This is a genomic window from Bacillus sp. AFS040349 (assembly GCF_002577655.1).
GTDB lineage: Bacteria > Bacillota > Bacilli > Bacillales > Bacillaceae > Metabacillus.
On the sequence record NZ_NUMC01000165.1, the window covers coordinates 40468 to 58905 of the forward strand.

At 33.2% G+C, this 18438-nt stretch carries 18 protein-coding genes and 1 riboswitch; of the genes, 15 read left to right on the forward strand and 3 right to left on the reverse strand.

The window, feature by feature from the left end:
- Window positions 1-45: 45 nt before the first annotated feature.
- The gene (locus tag COD11_RS25325; protein WP_098799658.1) at window positions 46-222 is read right to left on the reverse strand and encodes an aspartyl-phosphate phosphatase Spo0E family protein; all 177 of its coding nucleotides are present in this window, start codon (window positions 220-222) and stop codon (window positions 46-48) included.
- Window positions 223-471: 249 nt separating this feature from the next.
- A riboswitch (SAM riboswitch) is annotated at window positions 472-571 on the forward strand.
- A 213-nt stretch (window positions 572-784) separates the two neighbouring features.
- Between COD11_RS25325 and COD11_RS25330 the strand changes: the two genes are divergently transcribed.
- Complete coding sequence (locus COD11_RS25330; protein WP_098799659.1) at window positions 785-1888, forward strand: 5-methyltetrahydropteroyltriglutamate--homocysteine S-methyltransferase; 1104 nt, start codon at window positions 785-787, stop codon at window positions 1886-1888.
- 131 nt (window positions 1889-2019) lie between these two features.
- Here COD11_RS25330 and COD11_RS25335 read toward each other — a convergent pair whose 3' ends face one another.
- Together COD11_RS25335 and COD11_RS25340 are read right to left on the reverse strand one after the other, a co-directional pair.
- Window positions 2020-2121, reverse strand: coding sequence for a YjcZ family sporulation protein (locus COD11_RS25335; RefSeq protein ID WP_098799660.1), 102 nt, complete (start codon window positions 2119-2121; stop codon window positions 2020-2022).
- 347 nt (window positions 2122-2468) lie between these two features.
- Window positions 2469-3029 carry a TetR/AcrR family transcriptional regulator gene (locus COD11_RS25340; RefSeq protein WP_231307597.1) on the reverse strand — a complete coding sequence of 187 codons (561 nt, stop codon included), beginning with the start codon at window positions 3027-3029 and terminating at the stop codon, window positions 2469-2471.
- 205 nt (window positions 3030-3234) lie between these two features.
- Here COD11_RS25340 and COD11_RS25345 point away from each other — a divergent pair, with 205 nt between their 5' ends.
- The 14 genes from COD11_RS25345 to COD11_RS25410 all read left to right on the forward strand — a co-directional run bounded on the left by COD11_RS25345 (window position 3235) and on the right by COD11_RS25410 (window position 17971).
- Window positions 3235-5235 carry an efflux RND transporter permease subunit gene (locus COD11_RS25345; protein ID WP_098799661.1) on the forward strand — a complete coding sequence of 667 codons (2001 nt, stop codon included), beginning with the start codon at window positions 3235-3237 and terminating at the stop codon, window positions 5233-5235.
- Window positions 5235-7025, forward strand: a complete 1791-nt coding sequence (locus COD11_RS25350) for a hypothetical protein (RefSeq protein ID WP_098799662.1) — start codon at window positions 5235-5237, stop codon at window positions 7023-7025. Before COD11_RS25345 ends, COD11_RS25350 begins: the two co-directional genes overlap by 1 nt.
- A gap of 186 nt (window positions 7026-7211) precedes the next feature.
- A complete protein-coding gene (locus COD11_RS27190; protein WP_176551248.1) occupies window positions 7212-7505 on the forward strand; it encodes a VOC family protein in 294 nt (97 codons plus the stop codon).
- Between the two features lie 205 nt (window positions 7506-7710).
- A complete protein-coding gene (locus COD11_RS25360; protein WP_098799663.1) occupies window positions 7711-8499 on the forward strand; it encodes a hypothetical protein in 789 nt (262 codons plus the stop codon).
- Between the two features lie 4 nt (window positions 8500-8503).
- Entirely contained in the window at window positions 8504-8962 is a 459-nt protein-coding gene (locus COD11_RS25365) for a hypothetical protein (RefSeq protein ID WP_098799664.1), read from the forward strand.
- Window positions 8963-9126: 164 nt separating this feature from the next.
- Window positions 9127-9942 carry a lipid II flippase Amj family protein gene (locus COD11_RS25370; RefSeq protein WP_098799665.1) on the forward strand — a complete coding sequence of 272 codons (816 nt, stop codon included), beginning with the start codon at window positions 9127-9129 and terminating at the stop codon, window positions 9940-9942.
- Window positions 9943-10355: 413 nt separating this feature from the next.
- Window positions 10356-11372, forward strand: coding sequence for an SGNH/GDSL hydrolase family protein (locus COD11_RS25375; RefSeq protein WP_098799666.1), 1017 nt, complete (start codon window positions 10356-10358; stop codon window positions 11370-11372).
- A 225-nt stretch (window positions 11373-11597) separates the two neighbouring features.
- The gene (locus tag COD11_RS25380; RefSeq protein ID WP_098799667.1) at window positions 11598-12320 is read left to right on the forward strand and encodes an ABC transporter ATP-binding protein; all 723 of its coding nucleotides are present in this window, start codon (window positions 11598-11600) and stop codon (window positions 12318-12320) included.
- Window positions 12320-13387 (forward strand): ABC transporter permease, encoded by a 1068-nt coding sequence (locus COD11_RS25385; RefSeq protein ID WP_098799668.1) that lies wholly within the window; start codon window positions 12320-12322, stop codon window positions 13385-13387. The genes COD11_RS25380 and COD11_RS25385 overlap by 1 nt, the downstream gene beginning before the upstream one ends.
- Window positions 13388-13417: 30 nt before the next feature.
- Entirely contained in the window at window positions 13418-14065 is a 648-nt protein-coding gene (locus tag COD11_RS25390; RefSeq protein WP_255301708.1) for a TetR/AcrR family transcriptional regulator, read from the forward strand.
- A 271-nt stretch (window positions 14066-14336) separates the two neighbouring features.
- Complete coding sequence (gene fbp / locus COD11_RS25395; RefSeq protein ID WP_098799670.1) at window positions 14337-16271, forward strand: fructose-1,6-bisphosphatase; 1935 nt, start codon at window positions 14337-14339, stop codon at window positions 16269-16271.
- A gap of 251 nt (window positions 16272-16522) precedes the next feature.
- Window positions 16523-16828, forward strand: a complete 306-nt coding sequence (locus COD11_RS25400; protein ID WP_098799671.1) for a PAS domain S-box protein — start codon at window positions 16523-16525, stop codon at window positions 16826-16828.
- A 27-nt stretch (window positions 16829-16855) separates the two neighbouring features.
- On the forward strand, window positions 16856-17149 hold the full coding sequence (locus COD11_RS25405) for a histidine kinase dimerization/phospho-acceptor domain-containing protein (RefSeq protein WP_098799672.1): 294 nt from the start codon (window positions 16856-16858) through the stop codon (window positions 17147-17149).
- A gap of 258 nt (window positions 17150-17407) precedes the next feature.
- Window positions 17408-17971 (forward strand): hypothetical protein, encoded by a 564-nt coding sequence (locus COD11_RS25410; protein ID WP_098799673.1) that lies wholly within the window; start codon window positions 17408-17410, stop codon window positions 17969-17971.
- Window positions 17972-18438: the final 467 nt, after the last annotated feature.

The following is an 18438-nucleotide window of genomic DNA, read 5'->3' on the forward strand; positions in this document are numbered from 1 at the left end:
TTTTAGTAAAACCTTCTAAGAGGTTTTGTTAAATGAATTCTTACATTATTCAATAGTGTTGTTTTTTTCATTTTCCTGATGATATCGCTTAATTAGTTCGTCCAATTGAATACTACATTCCAAAGTATACCGACTATCTAGACCAGTATTTTCCGCAATTTGAAATAAATCAGATTTAAGACCATTAATGCACATCATAAGTTTCTTGGTTTCCTTAGCCATCGTTCATATCCTCCGAAAATAAAATAGACACAAGGAATATTATGCAAAAATTTGTCTGTAATTGAAAGTGTTTCGACAGAAAAACAATTGAAGTGACAAAAACTTAACAAACAGAGGGACAGGTACACTGTCCCATTTTTTATTTGGGACAAGTAACCTGTCCCTCTGGTTGGAAAAATTCTCTATAAGTGTTGACAGCTTTGATTGTTTAATTGTATAGTAATAAAACAATTTAATATATTCAAAAATTTCTTATCAAGAGAGGTGGAGGGACTGGCCCTTTGAAGCCTCGGCAGCGGACTTTTATAGTACTGTGCCAATTCCAGAGCAATCATGCTTGAGATAAGAGGATCAGGTCATATTTATGAAAAACTAGCCCCCTCTTTCTTTTGGAAGAGGGGTTTTTGTTTTAAAAGTATACTAGGTCTGTAGTAAAAACTAAGTCTACATATTTTTATCCTGGTGAATGTTTTATTACCTATTGCTGACCTGATCATTTTCATCACTAGGGATTACATCTATAGCCTTTAATTTAAACCATCCAAAGTTAGGAGAGATTTACATGACAAAAACACTAGTAAAAGCGCCTTTTAGAGCCGATCACGTTGGAAGTCTATTACGTCCAGAAAGAATTCATCAAGCAAGAAAAGATTTCCAAGAGGGGAATTTAACGTCTGAACAACTACATAAAATTGAAACGGAAGAAATTAAAAAAATTGTTGATAAGCAAATCGAAGTTGGTTTGCAAGCTGTGACCGATGGTGAGTTTCGTCGTAGATTTTGGCACACAGATTTTCTAGAGCATTTAAACGGTGTAGAGGGATATGTTCCAGAAAGCGGGTTTGCATTCAAGGGTGAGGAAACAGAAAGATACGATGTTCGTGTTATCGGAAAAATTTCATTTAACCCTGAGCATCCTCATATAAAAGAATTTATCGAGTTTAAAGAAATTGTCGGGGATCGTGCGGTTGCTAAACAAACGATTCCTAGCCCGAACCAATTATTTAATGCAGGGATCCGTAACCTGGAAATTTATCCAGATATTGAAGAATATACGAATGATGTTATCCAAACATATAAGGATGCCATTAAAGCATTTTATGATGTTGGTTGCCGCTACTTACAACTAGACGATGTATATATTGCTGGACTTAATGCACCTGAAATTCCGTTTAATGATAGTGGTTTTTCGCGTGAACAATTAATTGACTTAGCTTTGCGTGTTGTAAATGGTGTTCTTGAAGATAAGCCAGAAGATTTAACGATTACTACTCACCTTTGCCGTGGTAACTACCGTTCTAAATGGGCATTTGAAGGTAGCTATGCTAAAATTGCACCAACATTGTTCGCAAAAGAAAAAGTGAATGGCTTTTTCTTAGAATATGATGATGATCGCTCTGGTGATTTCGGACCATTAGATTATATACCAAACGATGGTCCAAGAGTTGTTCTTGGTGTTTTCACATCAAAACATGGACAATTAGAAGATAAGGAAAATATTAAAGCTCGTGTAGAAGAAGCAACAAAGTATGTGCCATTAGAGCAATTATGTATTAGTCCACAATGTGGATTTGCATCAACGCATCATGGAAATATCTTAACCGAAGAAGAGCAATGGGCGAAGTTAAAGTACATTGTAGATATTTCAAAAGAGATTTGGGGATAAGTTATTAAGCGAACAACAATAGATGGTTGTTCGCTTTTTTGTGGAGATAAGCAATGTGATGATCAGAACCCTTACTTTTCAAAAAGCAGACTACGCTGTAGTCTGCTTTAATTTTGAATTACTTTTTTAAATTAGTAACCACCGCCAACATAAGCAGCACCAACGATAATTAAAAGAATAAATAGTACTACGATTAGCGCAAAACCTGCACCAGAACCATATCCACCTGACATATTTTTCACCTCCTTTATCTGAGGTTAATTTATAGTATGAATACTTTTATGATTGGTTTGGACGTAGTCATTATTTTTTCGGATAAAATATCGAAAACCTCCGCTTGGGAGCCTAAAAGGAGGAGAAGTTCATTTTAAATTTCTTTAAAAAGATTTTTCATTATAAACGTAAAAAGACACTCTGTTTTGAGTGTCTTTTAGAGATCTTACATGGGTGCTTTAGGATTAATATATTTTATTCATAAAATGATAATTTGAACTGGACAATTGTGGATAAAGCTTTAATTTTATTAATAATAAATAGAAGAGACGGAAAAGGATTACTTCCTTATAAAGAGACAAAGAACCTATGTCCCGAAAAGACCATTTTTGATTAGATTATTAATCATTTCAGCCATTTCTTTTGGTGTTTTGTCCATTCCTCTGTTTAGCCATTCTTTGGTAACATAAATACTTCCACTTATGATAAATGTACTTACATATTCTGATGGATATCCATTAAATTGATGATTGGCTTTCCAGTTTTCTATAAAAAAATGATGTGCTACCTTCATTACCTTTTTTTGAAATGTTGTGTCCACTTTTTCATTAAGAAGTATTTTGCAAATTTCTTGCTTAGAAGCGAAGTATTCCAGCAATTTTTCAATCATCTTTAGGTCATCTTCTTCATAGCTGTATTGACTCAAATACCTTTTCATCTCTTCTATCAATTCTTCTTCCGTTTTATCAAGAAGGTCAAATTGATCGGAATAGTGAGCATAAAATGTAGAGCGATTAATATCAGCTAAGTCACAGATTTCTTTAACAGTAATGGAAGATATCTGTTTTTCCTTTAATAATTGGATTAAACTTTCTTTTAGAACCATACGCGTATATTTTTTTCGGCGATCTAATTTTGAAGTTGTCATTGCATTCTCCTTTTTTACTCGTTTTCCAACACAATTGATGAATATGTTGGAAAAATCACAGATGTAAAATAACTGTTTGTTGAATAGGCAACACCGTGTCCATATAATGATAGAGTGTATAGGAAAAAGTCGCAAGAGAGGGTGAAAAACGATAAATATTGCATCATGGATTATTAAACATAAAAAAACTGTTGCGATAACATTTATGATTGTTACAGTCATTTGCGCACTAGCTACTTTAAAAGTGTCAGTCAATTACGATATGAAGGATTACTTACCGGATGATGCTCAGTCCACAATCGCGATGGACATTATGGAACAGGAATTTGAGGGAAGTGTTCCGACGAATCGAGTCATGATTCATGATGTGACCATACAGGAAGCTTTAGATTTTAAAGAAAAACTTGCAGCGATTGATGGTGTATCAAACGTTACATGGTTAGATGATGCTGTTGACTTGAAATCTCCGCTTGAAATGGCTGACGAAGAAACAGTAGAAACCTATTATAAAGAAAATAAAGCATTATTTTCATTCAGCATTCGTGAAGGTGATGAAGTAGCAATCACCGATGAGATTTATAAGCTCATCGGTGAAGATCATGCGATGGCGGGGGAATCACTTAATACAGCAACACAACAAAAAATGGCTGGTACCGAATCAATGTACGCAGGTGCATTACTAGTGCCGATTATCATCTTAATTTTAGTTTTATCCACCAATTCTTGGATAGAGCCATTATTTTTCTTAACAGCTATTGGTGTTTCTGTATTAATTAATATGGGATCAAACATTTTCCTTGGAGAAGTTTCCTTTGTTACTCAATCAGTCGCACCAATTTTACAGCTTGCCGTATCACTAGATTATGCAATTTTCCTCCTTCATAGTTTTGCAGACTATCGGAAAAAGGTCGCAGATCCTCACGAAGCAATGGAGCTCGCGATGAAAAAATCATTTTCAGCGATTACGGCAAGTGCGTCAACCACATTTTTTGGTTTTATCGCGTTATCGTTTATGAATTTTGAAATTGGTTCAGATCTAGGAATTAATCTAGTAAAAGGAATTTTATTAAGCTTTATTAGTGTGATGGTTTTCCTTCCTGCACTAACACTACTGTTTTATAAATGGATTGATAAAACTCAGCACAAACCATTACTTCCAAGCTTTAAAAACAAGGGAAATGCTGTGCTAAAACTAAGAATACCGAGTTTGATTTTAGTTTTACTAGTCATCGTTCCTGCATTTCTAGCACAAAGTCAGACGAACTTTATTTATGGTATAGGAGACCAGCCTGAGACAACAAGAGCTGGAAGTGATTTTCAAGAAATAAAAGATCAGTTCGGAGAAAGCACGCCGATCGTCTTGCTTGTTCCTAAAGGGGATGTCACCAAAGAGGATGAGCTGGTACAAGAGTTAGAAAATATCGAGCATGTGTCTAGTGTGCTGGCTTATGTGAATACAGTTGGTGCTGAAATTCCACCAGAGTATTTGGATCAATCCATTACAGAGCCATTTTATTCTGAAAATTATAGCCGAATGATCCTTCAAACTAATACGAAGAATGAAGGAGAAGAGGCATTTCAGTTAATTGAAAAAGTCCACAGTACAGCAAATCAATACTATGATAAAGTCTATTCTGTTGGAGAAAGTGTAACATTGTATGATATTAAAAAAACGGTTCAAAAAGATAACCAATTGGTAAATCTATTAACCATTATTACGGTTGCATTCGTTTTGTTTGTAACATTTAAATCACTGTCAATTCCTTTAATCCTACTTCTTACTATTCAAACGGCTGTTTGGATTAATCTATCTGTACCTTACTTTACTGTTTCTTCATTAGTGTATGTTGGCTATTTGTTAATCAGCATTATTCAGCTTGCAGCAACAGTAGATTATGCCATTTTATTAACAGATGCTTATAAAGAGTATCGAAAAGAAATGACTGCGTTACAAGCAATTAAGAAAACGATTGATGAAAAAATGTTTGCCATTGGAATATCTGCTTCGATTTTATCAAGTGTTGGATTTATCCTTTGGATTACCTCGTCAAACCCAATTGTCACTTCAATCGGTTTATTGCTAGGAAGAGGTGCATTACTTGCGTTTATTATGGTCGTCCTCTTTTTGCCAGCATGTATGTTGGTCTTCGATAAACTTATTACAAAAACAACCTGGAAAGCTAACTTTTATAAGGAGGAGGACTGATGATGAGGGGAGTTAAGAAGTTTTTGGTTATTTTCGCCGCTATTGGTTTAGTTTTACCTTCACTTCCAGCTACCGCACAAGAAAGTGGAGAAATCTCCTCAAAGGACGAAGTAGTTTATGCAAAACTAAGCGCAATTGGTGAGGAACAAGAATTATATGTAGTGAACATTTTAGATGTAGAAAAGGCGGGAAAAATTGTTGATTATGGTTCGTATTCTAGTTTGAAGAATTTAACGAATGTAGATGAAATGAATCAAGTCGACAATGCTGTTGAGCTTTCGGCTTCAGAAGGAAAATTTTATTATCAAGGAAATATGAATGAAGAACCATTACCTTGGAATATTTCCATTTCATATTTGTTAGACGGAAAAAAAATCTCCCCTGAAGAGCTTGCCGGGAAAGATGGGCGTGTACAAGTGAAGATTGCTACATCTTATAACGATCAGGTAAATTCTGTCTTTTTTAACAACTATTTATTACAAGTTTCTCTTGCTCTAAATACAGATCTCTTTAGTAACATCGAGGCTCCTGATGGAATGCTTGCTAATGCGGGGAAAAATAAGCAAGTAACATTTACTGTTATGCCTAAAAAAGAAGAAGAACTTGTTGTGGAAGCTGATGTTGTTGATTTTGAACTAGAAGGTATAAACATCACAGGTATTCCATCGTCTATGCCAATTGATGCACCGGATATAGATGATATGACAGGTGACTTATCTCAACTAACGAAAGCGATTAATAAAATAAATAATGGCGTGGGTGACCTGCAAAATGGGTTAGCACAAATAAACGATGGAGCAAAGAAGCTTGGAGAGGGTTCACTAAAATATAAAGACGGAATGACTTCAATAAGCTCTTCTTCCCCAGAAATAGTTAGTGCTTCAATATCTATTTCTCAAGCACTACAAACATTAAATGCATCTCTAGCTAACGGCTCAGAAGATATGAATTTGGACGATTTTGAACAGCTGACTGCAGGACTGTCGGAAATAGCAAAAGGTTTAAGAGACACATCTGATGGGTTAAATACCTTAAAAGAGAATTATTCAACAGCATACAGCACTTTAAACAAAGCGATGGAGGCTATTCCTGACTATGAAATTACAGAAGAACAAACCACACAGCTTTATAATAGTGGTGGAGATCAAGCAGTATTGAAACAATTGCTTGAAACATATTCAGCCGCAAGAACTGCAAAGGGCACTTACGAAGCTGTCAAACAAGCCTTTGATGCAGTAAATGGAACACTAGGGGAGGTTAGCGGATCGCTTACTTTGATGGCCGATAATCTGGATAAAATGTCAGGCGGGCTTTCTACTTCTTTGGAGGATATGGACTTTGCTGAGTCTTTTGCACAATTGCAGGATGCCATAAGTCAGCTGTCTACTAATTATCAAACATTTCATTCCGGGATAGTGAAATATACTGGTGGGGTGAACGAACTATCTCATTCATATACGCAAATTCACAATGGAATTGTAGGAGTGTCTAAAGGAACAAATGAAATAGAAAATGGACTTAGTAGACTTCATGATGGAACGAATGAACTTTATGAATCTACAGCTGATTTACCAGAGCAAATGAAAAAAGAAGTCGATCAAATGATTGATGACTACGATAAATCAGATTTTGAAGCTGTATCATTTGTTTCACCAGAAAATAAAAAAATAAACTCCGTTCAATTTGTTCTTAAAACAGAAAGCATAAAAAAAGAAGAAAAAGAAGAAGTGAAAACTGAAAAAGCTGAAGAAGAAAAAGGATTTTGGGCAAAGTTAATGGACTTGTTTTAATGGCAAAGGTGTCATCCTCTAATTAATAGAGGAGTGGCACCTTTTTAAATTGATCTTTTAAAATGAAACATACATTTAACTTAAGCTAATTAGTTAATTTTTTAAAAAAGGAATTTTTTGTTAAATAAAGAATGTTCAAAAGGATTGTGGTTTTTATTCCTATAAAAATAAAGGAGTTGTTTTTTCATGTCATTAAATGTTCAAAAAATAGATTTACAAAAAGCAGATATTTCTGGGTTAAAGTGGCAAGAAGTGAATGCTGAAGAGCTAGAAATAGATAATGTAAGCTTAGCAAAAACAAAGGTTAACAATGCAAATATGAATAGTATGTTACTAAATGATGTTAATTTAGAAAAAGTTGAAATATTTATAGAAAATGGAGTAGAGATTGTAGACGAAATTTCCGATGATAGACCTGTTGGAGATCATTTTAAATTTTATGATTTAGATAGAAATCTGTTAGAAATATGGCAGCCTTAGAAAATCAAATCTGGAAAAAATTTCGTTTCAATATAAAAAGCCAATCCCTACATGCTTTTACTAGGAAATGGCTTTTGATGCAATATGTTGGAGTAATTGGTTTGGCAATTTGTTTTTAATATTAGGATACTTTACCTATAAATGTGAAACATTAACTATAAGAGTTTAATTTAGTCTTACAACTTCCATAGGGTGAGTATATAATATGAATAATTACAGCAATGATAACACAGCAAGGCGGTATCGAGCTCATGTCAGCATTTTAGGAACCACTCAAATTCATCTTAGAAATCCATATATCATTGGGTGGTGGAGTGCAGCTTTTCCCGGATTTGGACATCTGCTTTTATCAAAATATCTTCGAGGATTTGTTTTGTTTATTTGGGAGGTTGTCGTAAATATACATTCCAATTTAAATTTAGGAATGATTTATTCCTTTCAAGGTGATATAGAAAAAGCGAAAGAAATTTTAGATACTCGTTGGTTATTAATTTATATTCCGGTTTATATTTTCGCGATCTGGGACAGTTATCGTACAACGGTAGATATGAATAAGGTTTTTATCTTAGCAGATCGTGAGGAGCATAAATTTAATTCATTTACTATAGGTGCCCTAGAGATTAACTACTTGGATAAAAGAAATCCGGTTATGGCGATCGTGTGGTCGCTTTTCATACCTGGCTTAGGCCAACTTTATATACATAGAATTTTGACAGCATTTTTCATTATTATCTGGTGTGTTGTCTTTTTTTATTATTCTCATGGCCTTGAAGCTATTTCACTTATATTTTTAGGAGAAATTGAAAAGGCTACGAATGTTGTAAATCCTGAATGGCTTTTGTTTTTCCCTTCTCTATATGGATTTTCTGTGTATGACTCGTACATAAACACTGTTGAAAATAATAAATTATACGATAAAGAGCAACGTGGCTTCTTTATGGAGAACTATCAATCAGCATCTTTTCAGGTATTAAAAGGTCAAAAGGTGGATTAAAACAATGCAACTTTTTTCAACATTTGAGCATACCGTTTTTATAGAAATGGCTATTGCAACAATAGAGAAGAAGGGAATAAAAAAAGAAAACATTTTTGTAGTCCCTCTTGATAATCGAAAAGAGAAGCATAAAGTGTTTGATACTCTCCATCGTTCGGATGGTACGTCGCTGATTGATATAGGAGCAGCACTAGCAACAGCTTTTGCAGTGATTGGTGCTAGTATAGGATTTGAGCTAGCGTGGGGACCCATTTATTGGGGATTAATTGGTGCATTTGTTGGTTTTATGCTCGGCTTTGCTATTCGCCTTTTTACTGAAGTAATTATTAAAAAGAAACGAAGGCTTTTAAAAGGGTTTCACTCTGAACTTATTCTCATTGTCGATTGTGAGGATTCTCAAGCAGAAATGATTGAAAATATTCTGTTTGCTCACTTTGCATTAGGTGTTGCAAAAGTGAAGTGAAATGATATCTGAATTTTTCAGTGTTTAAGATGAAACACATTGTTTTGTCTTTTTTTATGAGCTTGATAAAAATATATGTATAATAGAATTTAAAGCTTTTTTTACTTCTCAAGGAAAGTTTTATCTTTTAATATAACAAGAGAAGATGTTTAAGGAGTTTATATATGGAATTAATAACAAGCAAGTTAATCATGATTTCAGTGTTTATATTGGTCATTACAATGGTAGAGACTTTAGCTTATTCGACTAGGATTTCTGGTACGCGGGTCAAGCTAATTGCTACTGCAATTTCTTTATTTAGTACTCTTGTCATTGTTTCTAGATTTTCGACTATGATTCAACAACCACTAACAGCAAAACTAATTGCGGAAGCACCTGATTTGAACAAACTACATTTTATAGAGGAACAATATAGAGTTTTAATTGGAGTTACCACAATTGGTGTATTGTTTGGAATTCTACTCTTCCCAACATTTATCAATATTTTTTCAAGAGCCATCGTTCAGCTATCAAAACAACGGGGATCTATGGTGGGATTATTTCTTAGTCAATGTAATGGAAAAGGTTTTAAAAAAATAATGAAATGCATTAGACTGCCTAAATTATCATATCTTAAGGGAATTACATATAAAACCATACCAAAAAGGCTTTTTGTTACCAATATAATCGTTTCTGCAGTTTTTACGATTGGGGTACTTTCTTCTATTTATGCATCCATGTTAGTACCTGAAGATTATGCTCAAGCTGCCCTGATGTCATCAGGTATTATTAACGGTATTGCGACAATATTATTAACATTGTTTATTGATCCAAAAGCTTCAGTTTTAGCGGATCGAGTCATGAAAAAAGAATGTGATTATATTTATTTAAAAAGCTATTCTTTAACAATGGTTAGTTCAAAATTAGTGGGTACGATTCTAGCTCAATTATTATTTATTCCAGCTGCATATTATGTTGCTTGGTTTGCTAGTTGGATATAAGTTAATTGTCTTTAACCTTTAGCAATTGCATATGAGAGGTACTTAAAAAAGAAAAATAATATTTAAAGAAAATATTGCTAAAGGATTTTGGACTATGATTCTTTATGAATCAATGGGAGGGCAAGTTGAGTGATAAATAAGGTGCTTATACCTTATGAGCAGTCAGGCACTATCCAAAAGGATACGTGCTTATTTTATTTTTATGGAAAAAATGAGATGATTAATGCATGGGTGTTACGGGTAAATACAATAAAATTATTAATGTTTGTGAAGAACTATTCATAAACATGGAAGTAGTAGGTGGTGGAATAAAATTCCATGAGTATTCCGGAATTTTTATAGTACAATTATGAAGCATTGCACAATGATTATGAGTGATTATATATTTAACAACTAGAATGGTGTGGTTATAGATGCAAAGACTAAAAGTAATAGTCACTATTGCTAGTTTACTAGTAGTGTGCTTTAGTTTATACTTCTTTCTTTCTCATTCTAATCAAACAAAACAGAGTAATGTCGAAACATCAATTATGAATGAAGCGACAGAATCTGACGAAACTACAGAAAAATCTAACACTGAAGAAAAGGGTGTTTCTGAAGCAGCGGGACCTGAAAAAGACGTGAAGATTGAGGATGTTTCGATTGAATTAGCAGATGGAAAAAAGGAAGAAATACTAGAAGATGAGAATAATAAAAATACAATAACAGAAGGTATTAAGGAGAAGGTAAAAGAAGCTGTAGAAGGTGTTATAAAACTTTTTGAAAAGGACCTAAAGGTCGTAGCAATTGGTGATTCTCTCACTCAAGGTGTTGGTGATGAAACAAAAAATGGCGGGTATGTCGGGATTTTAAATACCACATTTGAAAATAATAACATAAAAGTTACGATTGAAAACTACGGGAAAAGAGGAAACCGTACAGATCAATTACTAAAACGTCTTGAGAAAAAAGAGATTGCTTCTTCTATTCAAAAAGCTGATATTGTATTAGTTACAATAGGGGCCAACGATATTATGAAGATTGTTAGAAGCAATTTTACAAACCTTCAGCTTGAGCATTTTCAAAAAGAGGAACAACAATATATTGAGAGATTAACAGCCATTTTTAGTAAAATTAATGAACTAAATCCAAACACTAAAATTTATTATATTGGTTTTTATAATCCTTTTGATCGTTATTTTCCTGAAATTAGTGAATTGCAAATGATTGTTAACGACTGGAATGAAATTGGCAAGTCTATAACAGAGGATTTTGAAAATGTAAATTATATCCCAATCGCTGATCTTTTTAGTAACTCAGATGTAGAATTATTATCCGAAGATTATTTTCATCCTAATACGACCGGTTATAAACTTATGGCAAAGCGTATTTTAGAAAGCATGGAAGAAGTTAGTGTTGAAAAAGAGGGTATTACTGAGGATGAAGAATAGTTTAAAAAGTAAATAACAAAACAAAAAGGCGCTTTCCTTACTAGGATAAGCGTTTTTTTTAGGTAGTAAATTGCTGATGGACTAAATTAAAATGTTGATCTGAAACCAAAATCTTAACATAAAAATGTAAGTAACTACTCACTTTTTTATTGACTGTAAATCCTGACCAATGTTATAAATAAAGTGAGTAATTACTCACTTTATTATTTTTTAGGGGAGGTAAATATGAAAGAGAGTATTGTTATAGAAAAGATTAGTAAAAGCTTTGGGAAAAAAATAGTTTTAAAAGAAATAAATATGGAGATTAAAGAAGGACATATTTACGGATTTATTGGTCCTTCAGGTTCGGGTAAAACAACATTAGTTAAAATGATTGTTGGTACAGATATACCTGATAACGGAACAATTTCTGTTCTCAATCAAAAGGTACCAAATCTTGAATTGTTGGAGAAAATTGGCTATATGGCTCAATCTGATGCGTTGTATAGTGAATTAACAGGGAAAGAAAATCTAACTTTCTTCGCTTCACTATATAAACTTAATCATAACGAAATAAAAAAACGTATTGCATATGCAGCTGGTTTAGTAAACCTTACTGAACATCTCTCTAAAAAGGTTTCTACCTATTCAGGTGGAATGAAGCGCCGCTTGTCACTTGCGATAGCATTAATTCAAGATCCTAAGATTCTTATCTTAGATGAACCAACCGTTGGGATTGATCCGGAATTAAGGTTTAGTATTTGGGATGAATTATTACGTTTAAAGAATGAAGAGGGTAAAACCATAATTGTAACCACACATGTGATGGATGAAGCAGAGAGGTGTGATGTGATTGCAATGATTAGGGATGGATCTATTATTGCAAGTGGTACACCACAAGTATTAAAGGAAAAATACAATGCAACTAATTTTGATGAAGTATTCTTACATGCAGGGAGGAAAAAATAGTGAGAACTGCTGCCCTTATTAAACGAATTTTTCAGCAAATGTATAGGGATAAACGAACATTAGCGCTACTTTTCATTGCACCATTATTAATCTTAACGATGATGCATTTAGTTTTTAATGGAGAGAACATTGACCCAATACTTGGAGTAGAGAGCGTAGATCAGAGATTAATAGAAAAATTAAAAAGCGCTAATATTATTATTGAAGAATTTAATGAAGAAGTGGTTGATGTAGAGAACACAATAATAAAACAAGATTTAGACGGTTTTCTTAAAGTTGAAGACGGACTGTTTACATTAACATTATTAAATAGTGATCCATCTTCTGCAAAGTGGTTACAAATGAAAATAAATCAAATAACTAGTTCATTATTTCAAACACCACTATTGCAGCAATCGAACATGAAAATGGATATGGCTAATAAAGATCAGATGAAAACAGAGTATGTATATGGAGATAGTGATACAGTGTTTTTTGATGTTTTAAGTCCAACCTTAATTGGTTTCTTTGTGTTCTTTTTCGTTTTTCTTATCTCTGGAATTGGTTTGCTAAAGGAACGAACTTCCGGAACTTTGGAAAGATTGATGACAACACCTATTCGTCGAGGAGAAATCATTGCTGCATACCTAGTTGGGTTCGGGGTTTTTGCAATACTTCAAACATGCATTATTGTTTTTTATTCTATAAATGTACTGGATATGGTTCTAATAGGCTCGATCTGGAATGTTATTTTGATAAATCTACTTCTTGCATTAGTTGCTTTATCTCTTGGTATTCTTTTGTCATCCTTTGCCGCATCTGAATTTCAAATGGTGCAATTTATTCCTATAGTCATTATTCCACAAATTTTTTTCTCAGGAATATTGCCACTAGAGGGTATGGCAGATTGGTTACAAATTCTCGCAAAATTCATGCCACTGTATTATGCTGCAGATGCTTTAAAGGGAGTTATGTATAAAGGCTCTGAGTTAAATGAAATAAGTGGAGATCTTTATGTATTAATAATGTTTGCTATTGTTTTAATTCTCTTTAATTTATTTGCTCTGAAAAAGTACCGTAAGCTATAATAAGGGGATAGAATGAAGGGTGTGGGGTACGTGTCTAATAGCAGGTTATTGGATGCAATGATTGCTCAATCAAAGCTATCCAAAAAACAAACAGAAAAACAACAAAAAATTGTTGAGACGGCCATAAAATTATTTGCTGAAAAAGGGTATGCAAATACCTCTACCAGTGAAATTGCAAAAGCAGCTGGGGTAGCAGAAGGAACCATATTTAGACATTATGGAACAAAAGATAATTTACTACTTTCCGTTATTCTTCCTTTTTTTAAGGACTCTCTACCTATGATGGCAGAGGAAGTTTTTAAAGAAGTGATGTCAGAGAAAGACACAACATTTGATGAGTTTTTAAAAGCATTATTAAAAAATAGAATTGAATTTTTTTCAGCAAATAAAGAGATTTTTCAAGTGGTTATAAAAGAAATTTTATATAATGAAGAATTGAAAAATGAATTATTGCCTTTTCTTTCCGAAAATATTTTACCTCGATTAAAAAGTGCTGTAGAACATTATCAAAAACAAGGTGAATTGAAAAACATACCAAGCAGCCAAATAGTAAAAATGATCATCACATTTTTCGGTGGATTCATCGTTTCTCGGTTTGTCTTACTAAATGTTGATAAAATCAGTGACCTAGAAATAGATCATATAGTGAATTTTGTGTTGGACGGGATAAACAAATAAATAACTACAAATATGCGAAAAAGAGCCATTTAACTACAGAAAGTATTAATGGGTCTTTTTTGTATCTTTAGTGTAGCTCTCATTCCCCCAATAAATGCCCCCAAAAATATTCTGAAAAATGATAAAATGAAAATGTCTTCTAATAGAATAATAGAATTAAAAACATTATAATGGCAAATAAAGACAATAAAAAGACCAAATCCGTTATAAATACCCTCAATGCTTTTTCTTATAATATAAATAACATAAGTCGTGAAAGGGGATACATATCTTGAATACAAAATTCTTAGATTTACTGGCCCAAAAATATGATAGCGAAGAAAAAGTGGTCACTGAAATTATTAATCTAGAAGCTATCTTAAATCTACCAAAAGGGACAGAACATTTTGTAAGTGATTTGCACGGGGAGTATCAAGCCTTTCAACATGTGTTACGAAATGGATCTGGGAAGGTCAAGGAGAAAATTGAAGACATTTTTAAAAAGATTTTAACTGAAAAAGAAATTAAAGAATTTGCCACATTAGTTTATTATCCTGAAGAAAAATTACAGTTAATCAAAAATGATTTTGACAATGAACAAGAATTACACCATTGGTATACCGTCATTATTGAGCGCATGATTAAGCTTATTTGTTATGCGTCCTCTAAATATACACGCTCGAAATTGCGTAAAGCATTACCTAGTCAGTTTGTTTATATTGTTGAAGAATTACTATATAAAACAGATGAGTTCACAAATTTTAAAGAACCTTATTATACAAAAATCGTTCAGCAAATTATTACCCTTGGACAAGCAGATAAGCTCATCATTGGTCTTGCCTATACGACTCAGAGACTAGTTGTTGATCATCTTCACGTTGTAGGGGATATTTATGATCGTGGACCTGAACCAGATAAAATTATGGAAGCTCTCATCAATTATCACTCTGTTGATATTCAGTGGGGAAATCATGATGTTCTCTGGATTGGTGCTTTTGCCGGATCAAAGGTATGTCTGGCAAACATTATTCGAATTTGTGCTCGTTACAACAACCTGGATATCATTGAAGATGTATATGGAATCAACCTCAGACCGCTTCTTAACCTAGCGGAGAAATATTATGGTGATAATCCTGCCTTTAGGCCAAAGGTACAAGGAGATGAACCGATAACGGAAGAAGAAAAATTGCAAATTACTAAAATACATCAAGCCATCGCAATTATTCAGTTTAAGCTTGAAAGTCCGATTATCAAAAGACGTCCGAACTTTAATATGTCAGAAAGACTTTTGCTTGAAAAGGTAGATTATGAGAACAATGAGATTACGATTTATGGACAAAAATATCCACTTGAAAATCCTTGCTTTGCAACGATAAATCCAGCTCAACCTGATCAACTGTTAAAAGAAGAGCAGCAAGTAATAGACAAGCTGTTGTTTTCTGTTCAGCACTCGGAAAAGCTTGCAAGACATATGAATTTTCTCATGAAAAAAGGCAGTCTTTATTTAAAATATAACGGAAACTTATTAATACACGGCTGCATACCTTTAGATGAAGAAGGAAATATGGAAAAAATGATCATCAAAGATAAAACCTATGGTGGACGTGAATTACTTGATGTGTTCGAACATTATTTACGCTATTCATTTGCACATCCTGAAGAAACAGACGATCTTGCGACAGATATGGTGTGGTATTTATGGACTGGCGAATATTCTTCATTATTTGGAAAAAGAGCAATGACAACCTTTGAAAGATATTTTATTGGGGACAAAACAACACATAAAGAGAAAAAGAACCCATACTATCACCTGCGCGAGGATGAGGAAACATGCCGCCGCTTGCTAAAAGAGTTTGATCTAGATCCAGATCAGGGGCATATCATTAACGGTCATACACCTGTAAAAGAAATTAATGGAGAAAATCCTGTTAAAGCGAATGGAAAAATGATTGTTATCGATGGCGGCTTCTCGAAAGCCTATCAATCTACAACTGGTATTGCAGGATATACATTATTATACAATTCCTTCGGCATGCAGCTTGTTGCTCATCAACATTTTAATTCAAAAGAAGATGTTCTCCTAAACGGAACTGATGTTTTATCCGTAAGACGGATAGTAGATAAAGAGTTAGAAAGAAAAAAAGTGCTAGAAACAAACATTGGGGAGGACTTATTACAAGAAGTTTCAATGTTGAATAGCTTGATGGAATACCGTTACATGAAGTGACGGGACAAGGGGACAGGTTTACTGTCCCGTTTTTTGTGTGCAATAAAATTTCTATTTTAAAAAGATAAGAACAGCCTTTACTATTGTTACTAGATACATAAAATGAGAAGGTGCCCATAGTGTAAAATGTCAATCAGCACAATGATGAAATGACTAGCTTAAAAGAAGAGCTCAAAAAGCTAAGAGTGGAACTTTCTACATATAAAAAATGAGATGAAGTTTCTCGATATTATGAACAGTTTTTATATAAAATGTCAGATGCGGCATACTATTTTAAAATCTATGAAGACAAGAGTGCAAGTAAATTCATTGAAGTAAATGAAGTTGCTTTTACTAGGCTTGGTTATACACAAGAAGAAATGCTTCAAATGTCAGCCCAGCATATAGATAGTCATAGAGGAGATCAACTACAAGAGATTTATAATAAGATATATATAAACGAGACATATACATTTGAAACAACACATGTATGTAAAGATGGAACACTTTTACCTGTTGAGAACAAAACTCATATTTTAGAAGTAGGAGACATTACACAAAGGTATTCAGGGATATGAACGGTTAGAAAAGCTAGAGACGGAACGATGTTGGATGTTTTGCTAACAACATTTGCTAAATCATATGATGGTGGTAACATAAAAGATATCTTACATAAGAAAGAAGCGGAAAGAGTTCTTATTAATTCTGAAAAGATATCAATTGTAGGTCAACTTGCTGCAAGTATTGCTCATGAAATTAGAAATCCTTTAACTGCAATCAAGGATTTTATGAAATTGGCAAAAGAAGGCTCCGTACAATTAGATATTTATTCGATTATTGATTCGGAAATTGATCGAATTGAAACGATTTCTAGTGAATTATTGGTCTTAGGTAAATAACAAATAGCACCCAAAATAACAACTTGACAATGGCTATTGTCATTGTGCGAATAAGGGTACTATTTTACTTGTAAATTGCTATGTGATTATCAGTCTGTTTTCGAGAAAAATCAAGGATTAATAACATTACGTGGTAAAATACACTTAAGGATTATGAAAATTCAATTTTTCAACTAACGGGTTAGTTAAAGAAAAAAACGTTTTAATATGAATCTTAAATGTATTGTAAACGTGTTACCTATAAGGGAGAGAGTTGTAATGTCAAATAACAACAAGACAAAATCCATCCTTTTTTTAAGTTTAATGTTGTTAATGTCAGGGTTTTTACTAGCTGCTTGCTCAAATGCTGATGCAGAAGACACAAATAAAGAAGCAATTAAAAAAGTTCTTGAGCATGAGTTTTCTGGTCCTGATGAGAAGTTTATGGAGATCATGTGGGATCCTAAATATAGGACTGTTGTTAATAATAAAGAAGAAAACAAAGAACTTGATAAGTCTCTAGAAGAGATTTATGGGACTTATTTTACAGATACTGGACTCGATTCCTTTATAGCTGCCTTTGGTGGTACTCAATATCTGACTTTTGCTTACAACAGTGGTTACAAGTTAAATTTTATGGGAGTCACGATTGAGCAAAGTGAGAAAAATCCATATCGTTATACGTTCATAGCTAAGGTCGGTTATCAGAAAAATGGAGACAAAGAAAAAACTGCAAATGTAGAAGGTGAAGTTCACTTCTCTACAAAAGAAGAAGGGAAAATCGGGAGATTTCAATACGGAAATGACAATGGATTGACTGATATTTTAAGAACGAGCAATTGAACAATTTAACAAGTAAGCACCTAATTTGGTTCTTTTTGATTGAAATAACATCAATTTGTTTAACATTGTCATTCCAAAAAAGAAGTTTTTGAATAAATGTACTTAAATTAAAGGGCTTTTAATTAATTAAATAGAAACAATACATTCAATAACAAAAAGCTTGGAATATCCAAGCTTTTTTTGTTGCGTTAATTGTATTGTTAACCCACTTGCTATTTACGTTGCGAAAACGTATGTTTCTTTGGGTTGTTATTTTAATTTTTCTCCACATTATCTGAACTACTTAAAAAAATAGGCAGCGCTTATTTTATTTTTGAGGTTTATGTTTTATATTTTTCCAGAATTGCGTTAGAATTATATAGAATTGGTTTGACCTAAATGGAGGAAATAATAATGAAAGAACTAAAGGTATTGCAAAAAGAGGCGATGGAAGTATTAAAGGCAACAAGTCTGTATTTGGCAACTAA